The organism is Hyphomicrobium sp. CS1GBMeth3, assembly GCF_900117455.1.
Lineage (GTDB): Bacteria > Pseudomonadota > Alphaproteobacteria > Rhizobiales > Hyphomicrobiaceae > Hyphomicrobium_C.
The window spans coordinates 2,451,215-2,472,464 of record NZ_FPHO01000003.1 but is presented as its reverse complement, the minus strand read 5'-3'; the positions used below and the strand labels follow the sequence as shown (position 1 = coordinate 2,472,464).

The following is a 21,250-nucleotide window of genomic DNA, read 5'->3' as shown; positions in this document are numbered from 1 at the left end:
GTCGCCGCAAGGTGAGGATTAGAAATTCGATCGCTTACAGCTTCGGACAATTGATAGAGGAATGCCATTCGCCGAGCCGATCCATCCGCCTGTTCGGTGGCTCCACTACATCAAGCAGCCCATGCCGATGAGAAGCTCATCTGCCGTCTTCTTCTGATCGTCGCTGAGCGCTGCGTAGAGGTCGGTCAGCGCGGGCTTTACTTCTTTCAATGCGGCGGTTCTGGCCTCCATGGCCGCAATATGCTGATCGAGCCGCTGGACCGGCGATCTGGCTTCCATCATTTTCATCTTGGAGTGACGCATCGACTGCACGCTCTCGAGGTTTTTTTGGACTGCAGCAGCATATGCGTCCCACTTTTCTTTCTGCTCGTCGGTGATGGCGAGCTCGGCCTTGAGGAAGGCGATGCGGCCCTTCACTCGCGTTTCGGGGCCGCCCGGTCCCATCATGCCCATCATGGGGCAGCCTTGCATCATCCCCATCATGCCGCCGCCCATCATTCCGCCTTTTGGCGTTCCCGAGGTGTTGGCACCTTTGTCTGCCGGCGAGGGCTCGGTTTGAGTGTCTTGGGCGGGAGCGGCTTGAGGATGATGCTGGTCATGATCAATCTGCGCGATCGCGCCAGAAGAAGCGCTGCCGAATAAGCTCAGAAGAGCCAATGCGATCGACACATACTTGGCCGGTGTCGTCATTCGACTTACCTCCAGATACCGACAGCAGGACGCCTCTCGCTGCTGTCTCTACTTTGATTATCGCCTAGGCCGCAGGCCACAAGGCACGTCCTCTGTCCCGCACCTCATCGAACCGCCCCGGTTCGCGCTGCAAAGAAGTTGAACAGCGATCCGAAAACGATTGCCGTCCACCAGCCATAGACCTGGGTCCAGAGGAGACCGAGCAAAACGCTCCGCGGCGTCAGCCATTCGAAACCGGGAAAGAACTGCAGCCACGGACGATGCATGCCTCCGTCGGGGACGACGAGGCCGAGGAGAAGGCAACCAAGGAAGCTGATTGCGAAGAAAATACCCAGGCTAAGGCCGAGAGCGATGACGCTAACCTTCGCCGACGGCAAATCGGAAGTCATGACGACTACTCCTCATCAAGACTGCCATATGAGCAACAATTCTAGCGCCATTCGCGCACGCAGGATTTGATTGACGTCAAATGGCGCAACAATCTCCGGTGGTTCAGCAATGCGCCGAAACAGCGCTTCAAAAGCCAGCCGCGAAATGGCCAGGGCCATTTGCGGACGCTCTCCGAGATCAGCCCCGCCGCGCCGCCTCAATCGCGGCGACGTCGATCTTCTGCATGTCCATCATCGCATCGAACGCGCGCTTTGCTTCTTCGCCGCCGGCCGCAATCGCTTCAGTCAGGGTGCGAGGCGTGATCTGCCAGGAGATGCCCCATTTGTCCTTGCACCAGCCGCACGCGCTTTCCTGGCCTCCGTTCCCGACGATCGCGTTCCAATAGCGGTCTGTCTCCTCCTGATCGTCGGTTGCGATCTGGAACGAGAAGGCCTCGTTATGCTTGAAAACGGGACCTCCGTTTAGACCGAGGCACGGGATGCCGGCGACGGTGAATTCAACCGTCAACACGTCGCCCGCCTTGCCCGATGGGTAGTCGCTCGGAGCATAGTGGACCGCATCCACCGAGCTTTCAGGGAACGTTGCGGCATAGAAGTTGGCAGCAGCTTCGGCATCCTTGTCGTACCAAACGCAGATCGTGTTCTTGGCTATCGCGCGTCCCTTCGGATTTCCCATGGGCTGATCTCCTGTTTGCGAGGCACTTGTGAATTACCTAATGCGTCTGGTGGTGTCTGCTGTTCCGCGCACAGACTGGGAGCGAACAATCTTCGGCTTCTGACCGGTCGCCATACAGCCTTCGCGCCTAGCGGAGCAGACGCGGGTACTCAATCTTGGGACAGCGGTCCATGACGACTGTCAGACCGGCGGCGCGCGCCTCGGCGGCCGCGATCTCGTTGATGACGCCAATCTGCATCCACACGGTTTTGATGCCGAGGCGGTCCTTCTCGCGGATGGCTGCGCGCACGGCATCCAGCGCGGCCTCCGGGCGGCGGAAGACGTCGACCACGTCGACCGGCCTCTCGATGGCGGCAAGGTCGGACAGCACCGGCTCGCCGTGGATCGTGCGACCCTCGAGCGTCGGGTTGACCGGAATGACCACGTAGTCCTTCGCCTTCAGAAAACCCATGACGCCATAGCTCGGCCGTGTCGGATTGTCGGACGCGCCGACAACGGCGAACGTGCGTGAGGATCGCAGAATGTTGGCGATATCGTCGTCGCTCGGCTCTATGGGGGGCTCGTCGTAGGGCAACGTCGGACGTCCGTCGGCATCGAGCGTCATAAACGGGTTGTAGGCGACCTCCCACAGGTGGCCGTCCGGATCGGCGAAATAGCCGGCGTGACCGCCCCAGAACGTGTCCTGCGCCGGCTTCACGACGGTGCCGCCCGCCGCCTCGGCTTCCGCCAGCACGCGGGCAACCTCGTCCTCTGTACGCACGTTGTGAGCCAACGCGACGCCAGAGAAACCCGGCACGCTGTCTGCCACGTGTGCGTCGTTGGCCAGATCCTTGCGGCCGAAGACCGAGAGCACGATGCCACCGGCATCGAAAAAGGCGACGGTCTTCTGCGAAGCCGATGAAGCCTTGAAGCCCAGGCGCTCGTAGAACGCGCGGGCGCGCGCGACGTCTGCAACACCGAGCGTCACGAAGGACAGGCGCGGCTCCACATCAGCACCCTTTCCAGGTGGGATCGCGCTTTTCGAGGAAGGCGCCTATTCCTTCGGCTGCGTCGCGCGCCATCATGTTTTCGACCATCACGGCGGCGGCGTAGGCGTATGCATCGGCGAGTGGCTGCTCGATCTGGCGATAGAAGGCTTCCTTGCCGATCGCGACCGTCAACGGCGACTTGGCAGCGATGATACGGGCAATGGCGAGCGCCTCGTCGTGCACGCGTTCCGGCTGCACGACACGATTGATCAATCCGTAGCGCTCCGCTTCTTCGGCGGACAGCATCTCGCCGAGCAGCAGCATCTCCATAGCGCGCTTGCGCGGCACGTTGCGCGCTAGCGCGACCATGGGCGTCGAGCAAAAGAGACCGATGTTGACGCCTGGCGTTGCGAACGTGGCCGTGTTCGCGGCGACGGCGAGATCGCAGGTGGCAACGAGTTGACAGCCGGCCGCAGTGGCGACGCCTTGTACGGCGGCAATCACCGGCTTCGGGCTTCCGACGATGGACTGCATCAGCTTTGCGCAGGCCTGCATCGTCTCTTCGTAGAACGCGCGCCCGCCGTCTGGATCGGCGCGGTGGCGCTCAAGCTCCTTGAGATCATGCCCCGCCGAGAACACGGGACCGGTCGCTGCAAGCACGATGGCTGCGACGCCCTTATCGTCGGACAAGGCCCGGACCGTGTCGTCGAGCAGAGCGATCGTGCGGCGCGACAGGCTGTTGCGGGTTGCCGGCGCGTCGAGCGTTACGACCGCCACACCGGGCTCGGGGCGCGCGATCTGCACGGGCTCCCCGTCCGCGACGTGTCTATCTGCGACACGTCCTTCAGCAACACGGGCCTGCGGAGTATCCGCAGACCCGGTCTGACCTTCCGAGGCTTTCACCCCGGCAGCGTGCTGTGTCTCCCGGCCGGTCACGGCGCGGGCGCTTCATCCCCTTCGGGACCACTCTCACCGGTCTCCTCGGGAATGAGCGCCTCGATCTCGGCGATGTGCTTCTTCACGACGTCGATGTTGCCCTTGTGCTGCAGGGGCTGCGATGCCGCGATCTCCTGAGTCAGGTCATCGACGGCGAGCTTCTTGTCCTCGGCGGGGATCGAGTCATCGGCTTTGATGTCCTCGAGCTCCTTTTTCATTTTCTCGATGGGGTCTGTGAACTCTCCCGAGGAGCGGTCGAGGCCGTCGAGGATCAGAGTGATGTTGGCGCCTACGTCCTCGAACTCGTCGAAGCTCGCGAAGCTGTGCTTCCTGGCGATCTCGTCCAGCTCCTTGGTGAGAGCCGCGTCGGGCTGGTCGCCGCCTTCGATCAGCTTGCTTGCCAACGGCGCAAAATCCTTCTGCGCGGCAATGAACGACGTCACCAGCTTGTCGTTGAGCTCGATCTGCTTGAACTCCTGAGCGGCCGCGCCCAGGGCTCCCGCGCAGGCCACGCCCGCGCTTAAGCCGAGTACCAATGCCACCGACCTAAAGCGCGAAAGAAACAGTTTCATCGAGCGTAACCTCCCCTCGTTGGATCTCATGGCGATGCGTTGCTTCCCGGCGCGTCGCGAATCCCGACTTAAATTCACAAGTGAGACGGATCTAAGAACTGATCCCGCCCCATGTTTCCGTCGCGATGCGGCCAAAAAGTGCGCGCAACGCGCGGCTGTACGTCTCGGAGCTATGGGCTACACCGGCATGGCACCTGCCGCAACCTTGGTTAAGCCGGATGAGAGGGCAAGGCTTCGATTTATTGTGGTATTTTAATACCATATATGTGGTTTTATAATACCTTATATGGTAACCATATGTTTTAATTGTGTTATTTATTTTCTATCGGCAATTGACGCCCATCCAAGCGTCGCGTAGACACCGCATCTCACAAACAGCGGCGGCATCTGACGCCCGCTGCCTCAGTCCAACTCCAGGCAGGAGCGCTTCCCGCCATGAAGACTTTCGTCGCAAAGCCCGGCGAGGTTGAGAAGAAGTGGGTGCTGATCGACGCCGAGGGCCTCGTCGTCGGCCGCCTCGCGGCTCTCATCGCCACACGCCTCAAGGGCAAGCACAAACCGATCTACACGCCGCATGTCGATTGCGGCGACAACGTCATTGTCGTCAACGCCGAAAAGGTCGTCTTCACCGGCAACAAGCGCGATGACAAGGTCTACTATCGCCACACGGGTTATCCCGGCGGCATCAAGGAGACGACGCCGAAGCGGATCCTGGACGGCCGCTTCCCCGAGCGCGTCATCGAGCTTGCCGTCGAGCGCATGCTGCGGCGCGGGCCGCTGCAGCGCAAGCTGATGCGCAATCTCAAGATCTACAAGGGTGCCGAGCATCCGCACGCCGCGCAGACGCCGGTTGCGCTCGACATCGCGAAGCTCAATCGCAAGAACGCGAGGGCCTGATACTCATGGCACAGGAAACCAAGTCGCTCGACGATCTCGGCGCCCTCAAGGACGCTGCCCCGGAGGCTCCGGTGCACGTGCAGAAGCTTGATAGCCTCGGCCGCGCCTATGCTACGGGCAAGCGCAAGGACGCCGTTGCGCGCGTCTGGATCAAGCCCGGCCGCGGACAGATCACGGTCAACAAGAAGGACTTCAAGCAGTACTTTGCACGCCCTGTGCTGCAGATGCTGCTTCAGCAGCCGCTCGCAGCGGCCAACCGCGCCAGTCAGTTCGACATTATCGTGACGGTGGCAGGCGGTGGTCTCTCGGGCCAGGCCGGCGCGGTTCGCCACGGCATCTCGAAGGCGCTCACTTATTACGAGCCCGAGCTGCGTGGCGTGCTCAAGAAGGGCGGCTTCCTGACGCGGGACAGCCGTACCGTCGAGCGTAAGAAATACGGACGTATGAAGGCTCGCCGCAGCTTCCAGTTCTCGAAGCGCTAATCCGGCGCGACCCTTTTTGCCAAAATACCTACAGCCCGCCCCCTAAGGCGGGCTGTTTTGCTAAGGCGGACCTTGACGAAGGTGCAACGCCTCACCTAATGGCACGTTTGTTCAGGACGCGCTTGGCTGGGAAACATTCAAACGATGCTTCAGTGGATATCGGATCACGCGGTCGAGCTCGTCAATATCATCATTATCGATCTCACCCTCGCCGGCGACAACGCCATCGTCGTCGGGATGGCGGCTTCGCGTGTCGCACCAAACCTCAGGGCGAAGGTCATCTTCTGGGGCATCGCCGGCGCTGTCGTCCTGCGCGTGCTGTTCTCGGGCGTCGCGGTTCAGCTCCTGCAGATCATCGGCCTCACGCTCGCGGGCGGTCTTTTGCTCCTCTTCGTTGCCTGGAAGATGTATCGCCAGATCGTCGACGGCAGCGAACATTCGATCGACGACGTGGAAGCGAAGGTGGCCTCCGGCGAGAGGCATCCGGGCGAGGTCAGCTTCTGGAGCGCGCTCTGGACCATCATTCTCGCCGACGTGTCGATGTCGCTCGACAACGTCCTCGCTGTTGCAGGCGTTGCGCAGGGTGCGCAGGAGCCGCTGCCGGTTCTCATCATCGGCCTCGGCCTGGCCATCATCCTCATGGCGGTGGCCTCGACGTACATCGCGAAGTTGCTCGCCAAGTACCCCTGGATCGCTTGGCTCGGCCTCCTTATCATCCTGTGGGTGGCGCTCGACATGATCTACACCGACAGCCACAAGATCACTTGCGCCACCTATAATATCGGCTGCTCGGAGACACTGTGGCAGGCTGTGCTGCACCGGCTCGGCCTTGGACCTGGCGGAACTGGAGGATGAGCGAGAAGCTCTCAACTTCTGGAGCGCGCGTCTTCATCGACGGCGAGGCCGGCACGACCGGCCTCGAGATCCGCGAGCGGTTGGCTGCTGAGCCGAGCGTCACCGTTGCCAGCATCGCAGCAGAGAAGCGCAAGGATCCAGAGGCACGGCGCGCGCTGATGGCCGAAGTCGATCTCGTCGTTCTCTGCCTGCCGGATGCTGCGGCCGAAGAAGCCGTCGCCATTGCCGACGATCTCGGCAACCGAGCGCCGCGGATCATCGACGCCTCGACCGCGCATCGCGTTGCGGACGACTGGGTCTACGGCTTCGCCGAGCTCGACGCGACGCAGGCCGACGCCATCCGCTCCGCACAGCGCGTCGCCAATCCAGGATGCTACCCAACGGGCGGCATCGCGCTTATCCGGCCGCTGGTCGACGCCGGCCTCGTGCCGCGGGATTTTCCGATTACCGTCAATGCCGTCTCGGGCTACTCGGGCGGCGGCAAGTCCATGATCGAAAGCTACGAGGTCGCGCACTCGGCGCCGGACTTCGAGCTTTACGGCCTCGGCCTCGCGCACAAGCACCTCCCCGAGTTACAGCGTTACAGCGGGCTCTCGCGGCGCCCGATCTTCGTGCCGTCCGTCGGCAACTTCCGTCAGGGCATGCTGGTCAGCGTTCCGCTGCATCTCGATGCGCTACCGGGAGTGCCGTCAGGGCAAGACATCCAGGACGCGCTGGAGGTGCACTACAGCGGCGCGGCGCTGGTGCGCGTGGTGCCGGCTGCGGAGGCCCAGAAGCTCAACGGGCGGCTCGACGCGCTGGCACTCAACGGCACCGACAAGCTCGAGATCTACGTCTTCGCCAACGACGCGCTAGGCCAGGCGGTGCTGGTCGCGCGGCTCGACAACCTCGGCAAGGGCGCGGCCGGAGCCGCGGTTCAGAACCTCAAGCTGATGCTGCGCCTTTGAGGCGGCGCTGTAACGTAGGGAACAGCGCCGCCATCGCGAAGCGACGATCCTGGCCAAGGAGCCGGAGGATCTCCCAATGGATGTGCTCGCACTCATCATCCTGATCGGCGGCGCCTTCGCGATTGCAGTGGTGGCGTCCAACGTGCATTTCGGCAAGCCGCGCCGCCGTGATGACAACAAATCCGATCGAGACCCGTGAGCGGCGTCGTTAGGCGTGCCGCGCCGTGACGTGCACATGCCGTACGGCCAGGATCAAGAGAATTGCGGCGCAGGACTGATGCGCGATGCCGAGGCCGATCGGCACCGCCTCGAGCAGCGTCCAGATGCCAAGCGCCGCCTGGCCGATCACGCCGGCCAGCAGCAGCCCAGCTGACACGCGCACCTCCTGCCTGGCACGCGAGGCAAACGCGCGCCAAGCTTCGATCGCCGCCAATGCGAAGATCGCGTAGGCGATTAGTCGGTGGTTGAACTGTGCCATCACCGGGTTCTCGAACGGGTTGTGGTGCCATGGCTCGATGGCCCAGAGATCGTCCGGAATGAAAACGCCGTTCATCGACGGCCACGTGTTGTGGACGAGCCCGCCCTTGAGGCTGGCGACGAAGGCGCCGATCACGACCTGCACGAAGAACGCGGCTACGATCAGAACCGGCAAAGATTTCAGCTTGCCGCCGGCGGCGACGCTCTGCCGCTGCGGCCTTCCCAATTCGAACGCCAGCCAGACGACGAGCGCCAAGATCAAGAACGCCACCGTCAGATGCAGCGCGAGGCGATACTGGCTGACGTCGACGCGGTCGACGAGCCCGGACTTCACCATGTACCAGCCGATGAAGCCCTGCAGTCCGCCGAGCGCAAGCACGCCAAGAAGCTTCACCGGGTATCCGCGACGGAGCGCGCCCGTGTACCAGAAGACGGCAAGCGGGATCGCGAACGCGAGGCCTATGATGCGGCCGAGGAAGCGATGGCCCCACTCCCACCAATAGATGAATTTGAACTCCTCGAGCGACATACCCTTGTTGACGAGATGATACTCGGGGATCTCCTTGTACTTGTGGAACGCATCGAGCCAGTGCGCCTCGGTGAGCGGCGGGATGGCACCGAGGATGGGCTTCCACTCGGTGATCGAGAGGCCGGAATCGGTGAGCCGCGTCGCGCCGCCGACGGTGATCATCGCGAGCACGAGGGCGGCCACGAACCAGAGCCAAAGCTGCACGGCGCGGTCGCGCGGGGCTGCGGCAGCGTCCGCCTTGCCGTTCATCGTCTCGATCGAGGCCATGCGCTTTTTTCCCTGTCTCCTGCCCAGGTGTGATAGGGCCAAGCGGCGCCTCGATCAATGCGATGATCGGGCGCTGGATCTTTATCCGGGGCCATGGTCCAAGGCGCTGGAAACAAACGTGAATTCGAGCGACCCATGACCCTTCGCACGCGCAAGCTCGTCGGCGCCATCGCGCTGCTCGTCTTCCTCGCCGTGTATGCACTGGCGGCGATGCTGGTCGCGGTCGCGCTGCAGGTCAGCGAGAGCACGGTTGCTCCGCTGCTCTATTTCCCACTGGCGGGGCTGCTTTGGGTGCTGCCGGCGATGTGGCTGATCAAATGGATGCAGCGTCCGGACGCGTAGCGCCTGTTGCGGGCGCGTCTGTACTTTGCGGCGCGCCGCGCCCCCGCACGCGCGCCAGTGCTGCCTGCGCGACGTCGCGCAGGGCGAAGGGTACGCCCGTCATCAGAGCCGATACGTAGCGGGGCTTCTGGAAGTCGCCGTTGAGCGAAATACGGGGAAGCCCGGTCATGGGGCTGTCGGCGCGAAGCACGTGCTTGTGCGTCGTCACCGCGGTCTCGAGCCCCAAGGTGCGCGCAATGGCGAAGTCGCGCGGGCCGGCGCTCGTAGCGTCTCCGTACGGGAAGCTGAAGTGGCGGCAGGGCCGTCCGAGCTCGCGCTCGATGCGCGAGGCGCTTTCGGCGATCTCCGCCCGCGCTTCGTCCTCCGGAAGCCTGGCGACGGCAAAGTGCCGACGCGTGTGGGCGCCGATGGTGACCAGCGGATCGGCGGCCAACGCGCGGATCTCGTCCCAGTCCATGATCAGGTCGCGGCAGAGGGTGGACGAGTCATAACCTGCATCTTCGGCGATCTGGTGCACGGTCGCGCGCAGCATGGCTTCAGGGCCCGAGCGCAGTGACCAGTAGATGCGCTCGAAGGCGCGATACTTCTCGTCGACCGACGCAGCGGGAAGCGTGTGCTCTTTGCCGCCGAGAGACACACGAACCCCATTTGCCTTGCGGATCGCGGCCTCGAGAACGAGCCACCACAGCTCGCCTTCTCCGTCGGCGTAGGCGGTCGGCACATAGATGGCGAACGGCAGGCCGTGGCGCTTGAAGACGGGATAGGCATAGTCGCGGTTGTCGCGATAGCCGTCGTCGAACGTGAAGCACGCGAAGGAACGCTCCGCTGTGCCGCTCTTCATGCGCCGGGCGGCTTCGTCAAGCGAGACGATGTCGTAGCCGGCCTGCCTGACGGTCTCGATGGCGACTTCGAGAAACGCCGGGGTGACCGTCAGAATGCGGTTGGGCTCAAAGGGCTGTGGCGGCTCGGGGCGCACGCTATGCAGCGTGAAGATCACGCCCTTGCCGCGCGCAAACGGCGCCAGCAGCGCCGCAAGTCCTGAATAGTGAAACGCCGAGAGTGCGCTTTGCATCAGCGCGGTGGTGGTGCGGCGCATGTCGGCCCTCTATCGCGGCGATTGCCCGAGATCAGCTAAGCGGCTGTTCGTTCAAATCCTGTTAACCCGCGCCGACGCGTTCGCCCGTCAACCGACGCGGGCCAGCTTTCCACGGCCACGCGCCGGTGTGCGCGCCACCCGCTCGCACCGATCGAGTGCAAAGAGCGCGATACCTTCGACGTCGAAGCCGAGGAACGAGCCGTTGCCGTCTTCCTGAACGCGTGCCCTCTGAGCCTCGTCGATGACGAGCGTGATGCCGCAATCGAAGCGACCCTGGATAGCCTCGAACAGGCGGTGCGCCGGCTCGGCCCGCGCGACTACGACGATGTGCTCGTAGACGTCGTCCAGCGCGTCGAGCAGGAAGTTCAAGCTATCGCTGTCGAGCGGTTCGTCGGCGTCCTCGACACCACGCCCACACGGTATGAGGTGCACCTCGCTGTCGTGGAGCGCGCGCACGACGTCCTCGAAGCGGGCGCGGCCGTCGATTAGCTCGGCAAAGCCCGGCCAGGCTGGCGCTCCCAAAGGCTCGGCGATGCCGGAGCCGTTGAGGCTCCAATCGACCAGGATCACGGACGCGCCGTCGGCGGCCAGGCGGCGGCAAATATCGGCGGCCTCGTTGGCGAGCGAGAAGACGTCGGCCGCGCCGGTGAGCAGCGTGCGCGTTCCCGTCTGGCCGCTCTTGTGCAGGGCGCCGATGCGCGCTGCCATGGCCTCGTGGCTCGCGATCTCCGGCACGGAGCCGGCCGCGTGTTTTGCTGCTGGCTGCTCGGGACCCGCATTGGCATTGGCGGCTTCGAGCGGCGCGACGGGCCGTGGCGGCGGATCCACTTTCGCGGTGGCGGTCATGGGGAGCGGCGCCTTTGGCGGTGCAATCCGCGGCACCGGAACCGGAAGCACGGGCTGGGCGCGATCGCGCCGTCGCCTGTCGCGATTGCCGCCGCGCGGAGGATGGCCAGCCGGCTTGCCGGCAACGTGGGCGTCGGATAGCAAGCCGCGTGTCACAACGAGCGCAAAGCCGATCATCAACGCCGCGACGGCGACCAGAAGCGCCGTCTGCATCTTCTTTGGGAATACCGGCGTGCTCGACGGCCTCGCGCCGGAGACGATATGCGCCTCGGCCGGAATGGTGCGGGCATCGTCCGCGCGGACGCGGTTGGCCTCGTACTGGGCGCGCAAGCGGTCCAGCTCGGCGCGCTTGGAGCGGGCATCGGCTTCGAGGCTGCGGAGCCGCGCCTCCTCGGGGCCGGCCGTCACGATGCGCGCTTTGATGTCGGCGATGCTCTTCTGGATCGCCTCCTCGCGCAGCGCCGCGACCTTGGCCTCCTTGGCAAGACCGTCGACGATCTTTGCCACCTCGGCGTCGATCTGGCTCTTCAAGCCTTTGAGATCCGCCACGAGCTGGCGCATGCGCGGATGGCCAGGCAGCAGCGCCGCCGAAAGCTCCGAGATCTGGCGCTCGACGCGCACACGGCTTTGCACGAGGCTCTGGATCAGCGGCGAGCGCTGCACATCGGCCAATGTCTCTGCGCTTCCCAGCGCCTGCATCTCGCGCGCCTGCTTGGCGCGCGCCTCAGCCTCGCTGCGCGTTCCCGTCACGCGCGACAGCTCGGCGTTGAGCTCGGCGAGCTGCTGCTCGTTGAGGCCCGTCTGCTGGCCGCCCTTGAAGATGTTGGCCTCGCCCCGGAACTTCTCGACGGTCGCTTCTGCGGCGGCTGCCTCTTCGGCGAGCTTGGCGATCTTCGGCTCGATGGCCTTCTGCACCTCGTCAGTTTCGATCAGCGACTGGCGCGCCAGGTGCCCGCGATAGGTCTCCGCGATGCGGTTCGCGACGGCGGCGGCCAGCTCGGGATCGATCGAGGTGAAGCGTATGCCGATAAAGCGGCTCTCCTTCGGCGAGTAGACCTCGAGCCGCTTGAAGTAGGCGTCGAGCGCACGGTCCTCGGGGCTCTCGCCGGCGCGCGGGACGCCGATCCCGATCCGGCGCAGCAGGGCCGTCAGGCGATCCGTCGGACCCAGCGCACCGTTGAACTCGGCACGCTCGGCGAGCTTCATCTCGCGGACGATGGCCTCGCCGAGGTCGGTCGACATCATCGCGCGGACGTGCGTGTTGATCGCCTCGCGGTCCATGCGGACGCTGACGTTGTCCGAGCCGGCGCCGCGAGACGGATCGGTGAACGGGTTGGTGCTGCTCTTCGATTCGATGGCGAGTTGCGTCTCCGACACGTAGCGCGGCGCCACCATCCCCAGCACCGCGTAGGTCGCGGCCCCGAGCGCGAGCGCGACCAGCGCGAGCCACGGCAGGCTCCTGACGGCCACCTGCCAGAGCGCGCCGAGATCGATATCGTCCGGGCGGGTTAGAGTTGATGACGTCATTTCGCTTTCGTCGACGGCCTCTTGGGTGGGAAGGCGCACTGCTCGTTAAGTTTCCTGTAACGGAACAACTCCTTAGATTTTCTTAACCGTGCGCCCCTAACACTCATCGCTGCCCTATCCCTCCTCCAGCGATCGACCATGCGCGCCGGCATTTCTGCATCCCTGCTCCGTTTCATCCCCTGCGCCCTCGCGCTCGGGCTTGGCGCGTGCGCCCACGATCCGGACGTCGTCATCGCGGGCGCACTCGAGAACATGGGCCGGCAGACCGAGACCATGGTCTACGCGGATGCGCCCGCCGCGGAAGCGGACTGGGATGCCGCGGTCGTGCACCCTGCAGGCTATGGCGGCACCAAGTTTGTCGATGGAAGCGGGCCGTACCGGCTCGATACCGGCGACAAGCTGCGCGTGTTCGTCTACGGGCAGCCGAACCTTTCTCGCGCCTATACCATCGACCACGACGGCATGATCACCGTGCCGCTGATCAACGAGGTGCGCGCACGCGGGCGCACGACGCGCGAAGTCGAAGAGGCGATCGCGTACCGGCTTGGCGAAGAGTTCGTTCGCGACCCGCAGGTAACCGTCGACATCCTGCAGAACCGGCCGTTCTTCATTTATGGCGAGGTCAAGAACGGCGGGCAGTATCCCTTCGTCTCGGGCATGACGGTCGAGACGGCCATCGCCATCGCGGGTGGATATACGGAGCGCGCCAGCACCCGCAGCTACCGCATCACACGCCGCAACAGCGGCTTCTCCGATCAGATCGCCGTGCCGGGTGATTATCCGGTGCAACCCGGCGACGTCGTCTATGTCAACGAGCGATTCTTCTGATGGCCGCGACAGTGGACATTGACCGCATGCTGCGGCTTCGCATCCTGCACGTGATGCGCGCGCCCGTCGGGGGGCTTTTCCGCCACGTTCTGGATCTTGCCGGCGAGCAGGCGCGGCGCGGCCACTCCGTCGGCATCATTGCGGACAGCACGTCGGCCGATGCGCTGACGGTAAAGCGCCTGTCGAAGATCGCGCCGAAGCTCAGGCTCGGCCTGTCCCTGATCCCCATGAGCCGGCAGCCGGGCCTCGGCGACCTTGCCGCCTTGAGGTCGGTCGTCAGAATCGCCCGTACGCTCGAGCCCGATGTGTTGCACGGGCACGGTGCCAAGGGCGGTGCGTATGCGAGGCTCGGCAAGGTCTGGCTCGCGGCGCACGGCGTGCGCGTCGCAGCGTTCTACACGCCGCACGGTGGCAGCCTGCATTACCGGCCCGGCACGGCGGCCGGTGTCGCCTTCATGCTTCTCGAGCGGGCTATGGGGCTTGCGACCGACGGCGTGATCTTCGAATCCGATTTCGCGCGCGCGGCCTATGCGCGGCTCGCGGGCGTGAGCGGGCCGACACGGCGCGTCATTCCGAACGGCCTTGCTGATGCGGATTTCGTCGCACGCCCGGCTCGGACGGATGCCGCGGACTTTCTGTTCATCGGGGAACTGCGCCATCTGAAAGGCGTCGACGTCTTGCTCGCGGCGATCGCCCGCCTCTCGCAAACCGAACCCGTGCGCGCCATCATCGTCGGATCGGGCCCGGATGCGCAAGCGTTCAAGGCGGAAGCGCGCCGTCTCGGCCTCGATGAGATCGTGACGTTTCCGGGCGCGATGCCGATCCATGACGCGTTGCCGCTCGGGCGGTGCCTGGTGGTGCCGTCGCGCGCCGAGAGCTTCCCATACGTGGTGCTCGAAGCCGGAGCCGCGGGCAAGCCGCTGATCGCAACGCGCGTCGGCGGGATTCCGGAGATCGTGGCCGGGACACCCATGGACCTGATCCCTGCGGGCTCCGTGGACGCGCTCGCCGATGCGATGCAGGCCGTGCTCGCGGACCCCGTGGCCGCCGACGTGCGGGCCATAACACTGCGGGCTGCCGTGCAGGCCAAGTTCACGGTGCCGGCCATGACGGATGCCGTGCTCGACTTCTATCGCTCCTCGGTGCCGCGTCGCGCTTCGAGAGCGGCGGTGAGCCACGTCGGCGGACCGCTGGTTGAGAGAGAGGCAAGCTCCTCGCACGTCCAGCAGTAGGCCACCTGGAACAGCTCGCGGTGCCGGTGCCAATCGAGGAACCCGACGCCGGCCGGTATCGGCAGCACGAGAGAAAGATCCTCGGGGCGAAGCTCGCGCAGAAAATCCCGGCGGTTGGCCATGAGGGCGCGGATCAGGACGGTGATGAGCCCCGGCGCGTCGGGCAAGCGCTCGCGTCGTAGCGGGTTCAGCATGAGGCGGAGCAGCGTGGCGCGCGATGGCAGCGCCTCGTAGTCGACCTTGCAGCGGTCGAGCATGGGCGGCTTGAAACTGATCACGACGTTGGGCCCCGCCTTGATGTCGCGCATCACCTTGATGGGGACGTTGTCCAGCAGGCAGCCGTCGACCAGCATATCGCCCTCGTCGGTATAGACCGGCGGCAGCAGCGCGGGGATGGAGGCGGACGCGCGGATGGCTTTCCAGAGCGATCCCGTCCGGTGGCAAGCGATGCCGGACCGCGAAAGGTTGCTCGAGATGGCAAAGAAGGGCAGCCACAGATCCTCGATGTCCGTCGTGCCGAAGAGGCGCTTCAACTCGGCGTCGAACACGGTGTGGTCGAGGAGCGCGTAGCGGGGGACTGTGTAGCGGCCCAAGGCGTGGCGCGTGACGAACATCTCGCCAACCGCGTCGTCGATCTCGTCCGGCGAGGTGTCGTGCATGAAGGCGGCCGCCAATGCCGCGCCGGCCGATGTGCCGCCCATGATGTCGAACGAGATGCCTGCCTCGGCGAGGGCCTTGAAGGCACCCGTGTGGGCCGCGGCAAGCGCGCCACCGCCTGCCGCGACAAGACCTACGGCACGGCCCTGAATGAAGCGAACCAGACGCTCGACATCGTCGTTGCGATCGAGCGCCACGTGATGATGCATGAGGATCCGCCGCTCCGCGAGCCAGCGGGCCGTCCCCGAGACCTTGCCGCGCCGCGGGTGTAGTAGGACGAGGCGCGTAGCCTCCGGGGCGACGTAGCGGGCCGCGAGGCGCTCGATGGCGTTCGGCTCGGGATCGTCGTCATGACGGGCGACGGCGAGCACGAGGTCCGCATGGCGGATGGCCTTTTCCGTCCAGGGAGATACGTCGTCGTCCGCGATTAGAAGCACATAATCGTGGGCAGCTTCCAGCGCGTTGAGTTGGCGGATGGCGCCGGCGTCATCGAACGAGCCGTCGGCTCCCAAGAGACGCTGGGCCGTTTCGCTCGATAACACGACGCAGCGTGTGCCCCGACCGAGCGCGCGCGCCAGCATCTCGAGGAAGTCGCCACATCTGCTGGCGCGCCCCGCCGGGACGACGCAAATGGTGCGCGGTGTTGGGGTTGGCTCCTTCCAGACCGCGGCCGAATTCAAGGTCGTGTCCGCGAGCCGGCGCGCCAGCGTGGCTGCAAGCGCGCTCCAGATGCCCGGATGCGACGAGACAAGCGCGTCAAATTCCGTACGCGGGAGCGCGAGCACCAGGCTGTCGCGCATAGCGGTCACGGTCGCAGTGCGGGGGCGACCCGTGAAGAAAGCGATCTCGCCCACCGGCTGGCCGGCGCCGATCTCGCTTACCGGATCGCGCCGCCCTTCGAGCGTGACGGCGAAGCGGCCCGAGACCACGATGTACAGCGCATCGGCGGCATCGCCCTCGCGCATAAGGACGTCGCCGCGCCGGAGGGCGCGCTGCTCAAGCCGCGCGCCCAGTGCCGCCCGCTCGTCCGAGTCGAGGTCGGAGAAGAGATCCACGTCCAGGAGCGCGTGTACGGGGCTCCCGTGCGTCGGACCGCCGGCAGGTGGATCGTAAAGGTCCATGGGAGCGCCCGGTCACTTCAGCCGCACGGGCGCAGTATAGACCGGCGGCGAACAATACGAACGGACGTTGATGAGGGCTGTTAATCCGGCCGCGGTTGCGCCGCGCGGGTGTTGATTTCGGCGGGATTCAGGTCCTGGACCGGATCTGCTCCGCGCGTGTCCGAAAGCGCATCGGCACGGGCGCACGGGCAACCCGATCCAGGCCCGCGATAAACAGGCCCAGCGCCGGGAGAAAAACGGTCATAAGCGAAAATGTATGCGCCATGCCGCCGGATATAGGGCGGCGTGCGGCCGTTTACAGTGGGCTGCGGCTTCGGCGGCTCACAATCAGACTGCGGCGGGTTGTCCGTGCGGCTGGCAGGAGTCGAGAGCCTCGCTCATGGCGCGGGCCATCTTCACCGGATTGAAGCCCCATTTGGCATTGAGGCGCATCTTGGCTGCCGCCTCGAGGGCGAGGACGAGCGCCGCCTGTCCGTGCCGGGAGATCAACGCGTTGACGTGGCGCGTCTGGCAGGCCGCCAGGAAGCTGCGGAAGCGCAGCAGCACGGCCACTTTCCGCACGCGGGCGCGCGGCGAGATCTGCCAGAAGTCTCGCTCGACCCGGCGCAGGTCCTCGTCAGACAAGGTCACGGTTGGAAGCAGGAGGCCGTCGCCGGCAGAAAGGATCTTGAGGGCCAGTGCCAGCTCGCGGGCGCCGACGAGCGGAACGTCGCTGGTATCGACTGCCCTCTCGGGGGCCTGGTCGATCATCGCGGGCGATGTCTGGGCTTGCGACATGGTCGATTAGCTCCGCTTTGCGGCCGGGTTCGCGCGGGCGAAAACGCTCCAGGGCGACCCATGCAACAGAATTATGTCTTTCGGACTACGCGATTCGACGAGGAAATCCACGTCGAGACCGACAAGGCGGCCGTTCGGGTTGCGGATATCCGTGCTCGAAAAGCGATACTTGCGACCGTCGTCAGCACTGATGATGCCGAAGCCGATGCGCTCGTGAAACTTTGTGATCTGTCCTTGCATGGCCCTATCCATCTCGCATGAGAGCCGCCTCGGTGGCGTTGGCAGAAATCTGCCAGAGATGGACAGCGCCTGCTGTTCCGGCCGGTACATTCCCCAATCTTTTCAAGGCTGTCAACCTAAGGGCTCGCTTGCGGTCCCCAACAAAAACGGGCCGCCCCGCGGGGCGGCCCGTTTTGTCGCAGGAAAATCCCGGAATTGGGGCCTCAAGGCCCTTCTTCGGAGCCCAATCCAGCCAGCCGAACCGGCTTTCGGCCCCGCTGCGGCTCGGAGGGTGGTGCTGACACCTCAGTTACTACGAAAAAAGGCGTCTACCCGCATGCCTGGCTTCAACGCCGCGGCCGTCCCCTCGAGCTCGATCGTCACCTCCATCACCTCGACGTCCGTCGGGCGCAGTGGCCCGCGCGTCGCGATCTTAGTGGCGCCGAGCGTCGGGGCGATGCTCGTCACCTTACCCTCGAACTTCTCGTCGCCGTAGCTGATGCTCTTCACGTAGGCGACCTGGTTCAACTTGATCTTGTTGACGTCACCCTCGTCGACCTCGGCCTTGACGCGGACGACGCTCATGTCGCCCATGACGACCAGTGGCCTCTCGGGCGAGGGTGCCACGACCTCGCCGGCCTTGGCGTCGAGCTCGAGAATGGTGCCCGCGACAGGGGCGCGGATGCGCGTCTTGTCGAGCAGGGCCTCAGCCATCCGCACCTCGGCGCGCGCGGCGCTGACAGCGGATTCGGCGCGGCTCGGCGCCGGCAGGTTGGGTTTTGACTGCGCTTTGACGTAGGCGATGCGCTCGCGCTCGAGGCGATCGTTGGCGTCCTTCAGGCGGCGGCGCGCGTCTGTCACGGCGGAGTCGCTTCCGGTGCCATTGCGCTTCGCCGAGATGGCGTAGTCGAGCTCGATGCGGGCGCCGGTCACGGCGCGCTCGGCCGAGTAGATGGCGTCCTCGGCCTTGCGCACGTCCTCGCGGCCGGAGGCGAACGCCTTCTCGCGGTCCTCGCGCAGCGCCTCGGCCTCGGTTTCGGCAGAGGCGAGCTTGGCGCGGGCCTCCGCGTCGTCGAGGCGCAGCAGAAGCTCGCCCTCCTCGACCTTGTCGTCGACGCTGACGAGGACCTCCTCGACGCGGCCGAGGTAGGTGGCACCGACCCGGATCTCGCCGGACTTCGGCTCCACGCGTCCTGGCGCGGCGACCACATAGTCCTTGATCTCGACCGCGACGGGCTCCTCGGCATTGCTCTGCTTGATGCGGTCGTACGCGAAATAACCGCCGGCCCCGGCGAGGCCCAATAGCAGAATGAGATTGATGGGCTTCAGCATGACACCTGATCTTCCTTAGGCTGCAACGTTCTTTTTCTTCGACGCATCTCCCGGGCCGCCCGTGTTTGGCGAGCGGTCGTCACTGACGATGCGTCCATCCTCGATGGTGATGATGCGATCGGCGTAGTGGAGCGTGCGGTGATCGTGCGTGACCGCCATGACGGCGCGTGTCGGGTCCTTGGCGACCTCCTTCAGGAGCTCCATCACGGCTTTGCCGTTCTCGCTGTCGAGCGCGGCCGTCGGCTCGTCGGCCAACACCACGGACGGGCGGCCAGCCAGCGAGCGGGCGATGGCGACGCGCTGCTTCTCGCCGCCCGACAGCTTCGAGGGATAATTGTGCATGCGATGGCCGAGGCCGACGGCCTTCAGCGCTTCCGCCGCGGTTTCCATTGGGTCGGCCGAACGGGCGTCGCGAACGTCGAGGGCAACCAACACGTTCTCGAGCGCCGTCAGGGTCGGGAACAGGTTGTAGCTCTGAAACACGAAGCCTACGTGCTGGCGACGGATCTCCGCAAGCTCCTCCGATTCAAGCCCAACGGCTTGATGGCCGGCGAGGTGAAGCTCGCCGCTCGTCGCCGAGAGGATGCAGCCCAGGATCGAGAGCAACGTCGTCTTGCCGCTGCCGGACGGGCCCATCAGCAGAGTCAACTCGCCCGGGCGCAGGTCCATGCTCACGCTCTTCAGGATGCGGAGCTCGCCGGCGCCGGTGCCGATGGTCTTTACGATGTTGCGAGCCTCGAGCAGCGGGCGCGGCCCGTTCGATGCTCCTCCAGCCTTGGACATGTCAGCAAAATCTCCCGAATGCGAACCCCAGATTTCAACGCGGCGACATTGGCATTGACGGCGCGTCTCGTCTGTTCCGCCTGTCACACGCGGCGTTGATGCGGCCGCAAAATTACACAAACGCTCCTGGAACAGAATTTCCAGCAGGGCCAAGATCAATCGCAATCTCCTCTCGGAAAAAGGCGACGAAACCTCGGCCCTCTACGGACGAGATCTGGAAAGCGTATCGGCTTTCCAGATCCCGTAATCGCTGACCCGCTCGATGCGGAGCGTCTTCCTATCGATTGAAGACGCCCGCCGGATCGATGCGCGTCACTTTCCGGATCGCGGTGATGGCTGCGAAGATGCACATGCCGACCGTCAACGCGAACAGGTATGCTGCAATCGTCGGTGTCATAACGATGGTCAGAGTGGGCACGCGCACCGACAAGCGGTAGATCGCGAGCATAGCCAGAAGCATGCCTGCCGCATAACCCAGGACCGCGCTCAGCAGCGCCTGAATCAGAATTACGGCGTGAATGTAGCTTGCGGATGCGCCAAGCGCGCGCAGGGTCGCAAACTCGTTCAGGTGATCCTTCGTACTGGCATAAAGCGTCTGGGCGACGATGACGACGCCGACGATGGCACCCAGCACCATGCCGGTGATCAGCGCAAGGCCGGCGCCGGTCGAGAACATCCAATAGTTGATGCTGCGACGCGTGAACTCGTCATGGGTCAGAACCTCGACGCCTACCATGCGATCCTCCAGGGCCTTGCGCACGGTCTCGACATCGGCGCCCTGTTGCAGCTGGACCATGACATAAGTTGCCTGGGACGAGCTGGCACCGACGAACTTGCGCGCGGTATTGATCGGCGTGAACACGTAGGGCAGCGTCGTGAACGAGCGGATGCCCTTGGTCACCGCTGCCACCTTGATGCGCTGGTTGTTGATCTCGGCGTAGTCACCGCGCTTCTCGATGCCGAGGTCCTTGAAGTACGACCGATCAACGGCGACCGCGTTCGGGCCGTTCAGATCCTCGACGATGCCTTCGTCGAGGCTCCAGGGGCGAACACCACCGTTGGGCCAGTCCAAGCCGACGAGGATGAACGACTTGCGACCGCCTTCCGGTTTGCGCCAGGAGGCAAAGCTTACGATCATATCTTCGGCCGAGGCGACACCTGGCGTCGACAGCGCAGCGTACTTCTCATGGCCTACCAGCAACGAGGGATCGTCGAAACTTTTGGTGCCGAAGGGAACGATCCAGAGATCGGCCGGCGCCTTGTCGAGGACAGTTGCGATCTTGCTCTCGCTGCCCTTGTAGAGACCGACCTCGATCGCGACGAGCACCACAGAGAAGACGATGCCGATCAGCGTCACGACCAGGCTCATGCGATCGTGAAAGAGATTCCGGTAGGCGATCTTCGGCGCCATGCGGATGATCTTGCCCTGAGGGGCCGAAGCCGCTAGCGCCGCACCGCCTTTGATCCACTTCATCATGTTCGACTCCAATGGGGCAAACGGGAGTGTTGTGCGCTGAAGTTGTTGCCGCGTCCAGCGCTACCGCAGATCGAAATGCGCTTTATTCCATGCCGATCGGCGCATCTCGTTCTAGGTGATCCTGTCATACTGATGGCACGCGCCGGCCTTTCGCTCATTCGCCGCAGGCTGCGGCGATATTCGCGTCTCACGACGCAACGCGGGTAAGTCAGCGCGACCTCATCGCAGATTGCACATCCGCTGTGCCACGCGCTGTTCCGGGTGGCACATGCGCCAAACCCATGCGCGTGCCGCACAAAAAATAAAGCCGGCCCACCAGGGGCCGGCT

The 21,250-nt window shown here is 64.7% G+C and carries 24 protein-coding genes; 8 read left to right on the top strand and 16 right to left on the bottom strand.

Translation table 11 applies throughout. The features are described from left to right. Positions 1–105: 105 nt before the first annotated feature. From CS1GBM3_RS19025 to CS1GBM3_RS18995, 7 genes are all read right to left on the bottom strand, one after another. Positions 106–690 carry a Spy/CpxP family protein refolding chaperone gene (locus tag CS1GBM3_RS19025; RefSeq protein WP_072397255.1) on the bottom strand — a complete coding sequence of 195 codons (585 nt, stop codon included), beginning with the start codon at positions 688–690 and terminating at the stop codon, positions 106–108. 104 nt (positions 691–794) lie between these two features. Beyond that, positions 795–1,079 carry a DUF5676 family membrane protein gene (locus CS1GBM3_RS19020; RefSeq protein WP_072397254.1) on the bottom strand — a complete coding sequence of 95 codons (285 nt, stop codon included), beginning with the start codon at positions 1,077–1,079 and terminating at the stop codon, positions 795–797. A 15-nt stretch (positions 1,080–1,094) separates the two neighbouring features. Beyond that, positions 1,095–1,238 (bottom strand): hypothetical protein, encoded by a 144-nt coding sequence (locus CS1GBM3_RS19880; protein ID WP_171946525.1) that lies wholly within the window; start codon positions 1,236–1,238, stop codon positions 1,095–1,097. Positions 1,239–1,257: 19 nt separating this feature from the next. Then, a complete protein-coding gene (locus tag CS1GBM3_RS19015) occupies positions 1,258–1,731 on the bottom strand; it encodes a VOC family protein (protein ID WP_171946547.1) in 474 nt (157 codons plus the stop codon). A 151-nt stretch (positions 1,732–1,882) separates the two neighbouring features. Continuing rightward, positions 1,883–2,743 carry a CoA-binding protein gene (locus CS1GBM3_RS20315; protein ID WP_348533608.1) on the bottom strand — a complete coding sequence of 287 codons (861 nt, stop codon included), beginning with the start codon at positions 2,741–2,743 and terminating at the stop codon, positions 1,883–1,885. A 1-nt stretch (position 2,744) separates the two neighbouring features. Next, on the bottom strand, positions 2,745–3,527 hold the full coding sequence (locus tag CS1GBM3_RS19000) for an enoyl-CoA hydratase (RefSeq protein WP_072397252.1): 783 nt from the start codon (positions 3,525–3,527) through the stop codon (positions 2,745–2,747). Positions 3,528–3,655: 128 nt separating this feature from the next. After that, entirely contained in the window at positions 3,656–4,231 is a 576-nt protein-coding gene (locus CS1GBM3_RS18995; protein ID WP_072397251.1) for a hypothetical protein, read from the bottom strand. Between the two features lie 435 nt (positions 4,232–4,666). Between CS1GBM3_RS18995 and rplM the strand changes: the two genes are divergently transcribed. The 5 genes from rplM (at position 4,667) to CS1GBM3_RS20285 (ending at position 7,611) form a co-directional block, all read left to right on the top strand. Beyond that, positions 4,667–5,128: a 50S ribosomal protein L13 gene (gene rplM, locus CS1GBM3_RS18990; protein WP_072397250.1), complete on the top strand. Its 462-nt coding sequence runs from the start codon at positions 4,667–4,669 to the stop codon at positions 5,126–5,128. Positions 5,129–5,133: 5 nt separating this feature from the next. Next, positions 5,134–5,610: a 30S ribosomal protein S9 gene (gene rpsI, locus CS1GBM3_RS18985; RefSeq protein WP_072397248.1), complete on the top strand. Its 477-nt coding sequence runs from the start codon at positions 5,134–5,136 to the stop codon at positions 5,608–5,610. 144 nt (positions 5,611–5,754) lie between these two features. Beyond that, on the top strand, positions 5,755–6,465 hold the full coding sequence (locus CS1GBM3_RS18980) for a YjbE family putative metal transport protein (protein WP_083567780.1): 711 nt from the start codon (positions 5,755–5,757) through the stop codon (positions 6,463–6,465). Then, a complete protein-coding gene (gene argC / locus CS1GBM3_RS18975) occupies positions 6,462–7,412 on the top strand; it encodes an N-acetyl-gamma-glutamyl-phosphate reductase (RefSeq protein WP_072397243.1) in 951 nt (316 codons plus the stop codon). The genes CS1GBM3_RS18980 and argC overlap by 4 nt, the downstream gene beginning before the upstream one ends. A 76-nt stretch (positions 7,413–7,488) precedes the next feature. Beyond that, positions 7,489–7,611 (top strand): hypothetical protein, encoded by a 123-nt coding sequence (locus tag CS1GBM3_RS20285; protein WP_280173507.1) that lies wholly within the window; start codon positions 7,489–7,491, stop codon positions 7,609–7,611. 9 nt (positions 7,612–7,620) lie between these two features. Here CS1GBM3_RS20285 and CS1GBM3_RS18970 read toward each other — a convergent pair whose 3' ends face one another. Then, positions 7,621–8,685, bottom strand: a complete 1,065-nt coding sequence (locus CS1GBM3_RS18970; protein WP_072397241.1) for a COX15/CtaA family protein — start codon at positions 8,683–8,685, stop codon at positions 7,621–7,623. 135 nt (positions 8,686–8,820) lie between these two features. Here CS1GBM3_RS18970 and CS1GBM3_RS18965 point away from each other — a divergent pair, with 135 nt between their 5' ends. After that, on the top strand, positions 8,821–9,027 hold the full coding sequence (locus tag CS1GBM3_RS18965) for a DUF2842 domain-containing protein (protein ID WP_072397239.1): 207 nt from the start codon (positions 8,821–8,823) through the stop codon (positions 9,025–9,027). Here the strand turns inward: CS1GBM3_RS18965 and CS1GBM3_RS18960 are convergent. Together CS1GBM3_RS18960 and CS1GBM3_RS18955 are read right to left on the bottom strand one after the other, a co-directional pair. Next, positions 8,999–10,123: a polysaccharide deacetylase family protein gene (locus CS1GBM3_RS18960; RefSeq protein WP_072397237.1), complete on the bottom strand. Its 1,125-nt coding sequence runs from the start codon at positions 10,121–10,123 to the stop codon at positions 8,999–9,001. The genes CS1GBM3_RS18965 and CS1GBM3_RS18960 overlap by 29 nt on opposite strands. 87 nt (positions 10,124–10,210) lie before the next feature. Then, positions 10,211–12,496 carry a GumC family protein gene (locus CS1GBM3_RS18955; RefSeq protein ID WP_072397681.1) on the bottom strand — a complete coding sequence of 762 codons (2,286 nt, stop codon included), beginning with the start codon at positions 12,494–12,496 and terminating at the stop codon, positions 10,211–10,213. Positions 12,497–12,634: 138 nt separating this feature from the next. Here CS1GBM3_RS18955 and CS1GBM3_RS18950 point away from each other — a divergent pair, with 138 nt between their 5' ends. Both CS1GBM3_RS18950 and CS1GBM3_RS18945 read left to right on the top strand, forming a co-directional pair. Then, positions 12,635–13,324, top strand: a complete 690-nt coding sequence (locus CS1GBM3_RS18950; protein WP_072397235.1) for a polysaccharide biosynthesis/export family protein — start codon at positions 12,635–12,637, stop codon at positions 13,322–13,324. Next, positions 13,324–14,556: a glycosyltransferase family 4 protein gene (locus CS1GBM3_RS18945; RefSeq protein WP_244534695.1), complete on the top strand. Its 1,233-nt coding sequence runs from the start codon at positions 13,324–13,326 to the stop codon at positions 14,554–14,556. The genes CS1GBM3_RS18950 and CS1GBM3_RS18945 overlap by 1 nt, the downstream gene beginning before the upstream one ends. On the opposite strand, the gene CS1GBM3_RS18940 is transcribed toward CS1GBM3_RS18945, so the two are convergent. The 6 genes from CS1GBM3_RS18940 to CS1GBM3_RS18915 form a co-directional block, all read right to left on the bottom strand. After that, positions 14,454–16,334: a cyclic nucleotide-binding and patatin-like phospholipase domain-containing protein gene (locus tag CS1GBM3_RS18940; protein WP_072397233.1), complete on the bottom strand. Its 1,881-nt coding sequence runs from the start codon at positions 16,332–16,334 to the stop codon at positions 14,454–14,456. The two genes, CS1GBM3_RS18945 and CS1GBM3_RS18940, sit on opposite strands and share 103 nt — an antisense overlap. Before the next feature lie 327 nt (positions 16,335–16,661). Beyond that, positions 16,662–17,111 (bottom strand): hypothetical protein, encoded by a 450-nt coding sequence (locus tag CS1GBM3_RS18935; RefSeq protein ID WP_072397231.1) that lies wholly within the window; start codon positions 17,109–17,111, stop codon positions 16,662–16,664. A gap of 6 nt (positions 17,112–17,117) precedes the next feature. Further along, a complete protein-coding gene (locus tag CS1GBM3_RS18930) occupies positions 17,118–17,351 on the bottom strand; it encodes a hypothetical protein (RefSeq protein WP_072397229.1) in 234 nt (77 codons plus the stop codon). A gap of 285 nt (positions 17,352–17,636) precedes the next feature. Beyond that, positions 17,637–18,662, bottom strand: coding sequence for an HlyD family secretion protein (locus CS1GBM3_RS18925; RefSeq protein ID WP_072397227.1), 1,026 nt, complete (start codon positions 18,660–18,662; stop codon positions 17,637–17,639). Positions 18,663–18,677: 15 nt separating this feature from the next. After that, the gene (locus CS1GBM3_RS18920; protein WP_072397225.1) at positions 18,678–19,445 is read right to left on the bottom strand and encodes an ABC transporter ATP-binding protein; all 768 of its coding nucleotides are present in this window, start codon (positions 19,443–19,445) and stop codon (positions 18,678–18,680) included. A 277-nt stretch (positions 19,446–19,722) separates the two neighbouring features. After that, positions 19,723–20,922, bottom strand: a complete 1,200-nt coding sequence (locus tag CS1GBM3_RS18915; RefSeq protein ID WP_083567921.1) for an ABC transporter permease — start codon at positions 20,920–20,922, stop codon at positions 19,723–19,725. Between the last annotated feature and the right edge of the window lie 328 nt (positions 20,923–21,250).